The organism is Streptomyces graminilatus (assembly GCF_001418565.1).
Taxonomy (GTDB): Bacteria; Actinomycetota; Actinomycetes; order Streptomycetales; family Streptomycetaceae; genus Streptomyces; species Streptomyces graminilatus.
In genome coordinates this window covers 1-1,081 of record NZ_LIQQ01000762.1, presented here as the reverse complement: position 1 = coordinate 1,081, position 1,081 = coordinate 1, and the positions used below count along the sequence as shown (strand labels likewise).

Here is a 1,081-nt window from a genome sequence, read left to right as displayed (position 1 = left end):
CGGGCCTCGTCGGCGAGGGCCTTGTCGATGACGACGAGCCGCTCGAAGTCCCCGCGGGAGGCGTCGGTCAGGTGGGTGGGCAGCCAGGCCAGAGTGCGCGAGTCGCCGCCCGGCTTCTCCCGCAGGGCACGCAACCGCTGCAGGTCGTCCATCGGACCGAACTCGCCCTCGTCGTACGGGAAATCGACGACGAGTCGCCAGGCGTCGTCCTGGCTGGGCCGCAAGGTCGCCTCGGACAGCGAGTCGATGTCGGCGACGTTGCCGAAGACCACCTCGAGCTGCCGTTCGCTGCCCTTCCACACCAGGTCGAGCACGTCGTACGCGTCGAAGCCGCCGGGCCCGTCACCGACGCCGAGCGCGTCCTTGAGCAGGCTGCGCATCTTGGCACGCCGATTGCCCAGGTTGTTGTGGACCTGGGCGTTGGCGAGGACAGCGTCCAGGTCGACGCCGGTGAGCTCCAGGCGGACCACCGCACCCGGCCCCGTTCCGATGACCTTGATCTCGGGGAAGGTCGCCGCCCACTCCTTCGCCTTCTGCTCAAGCCGGCCGACCTCGGTACCCGCGATACGGGTGGTGATGGAACCGTGGTTGAGGGCGTGCAGCCGCGCCAGGGTGAGGTCGGCGAGCGCGGGCACACTGGGCGCGAGCGCGGACAGCAGCAAGGTCTGCAGGAGTCGGCTGTCGCCGGTGAAGTCGCGGCAGCGGGCGGCGAGCTGCGGGTCGCCGAGGGCATCAGGACGGCGTCGGTACGCCTCGACCTGGTCCTCGGTGACCTGGTTGGTCTTCAGCACGTACGGGCGAAGCTTGTCCCGGTACAGCTTGTCGGCGGCCTCGAAGTGGACGCTGGTCTCCCCGCTGAACGCCTTGTCGCCGCCGCCCGCGATCGCCGGGTACAGATCGCCGAGCGGCACAAGCTGCCCGAGCCGCCAGTCGTCGCGATGGTCGACGAGCAGCTGGCTCATCAGCTTCAGGCCGGTGCGGGAGCGCTGCAGCGCGGCGGAGATGTGCACCAGAGTGTCCATGAACGCCGGCGGGAACGGGTACGTCCGCCGGAACGCGTCCTCGTCCGCGCCGGTCGTGG

1 pseudogene is annotated in these 1,081 nt (G+C 70.2%); it reads right to left on the bottom strand.

Annotated features, from left to right (window positions below):
• Positions 1 to 1,081 (bottom strand): annotated as a pseudogene (locus AOK08_RS41235) (BREX-2 system ATPase PglY); the annotation flags it as partial.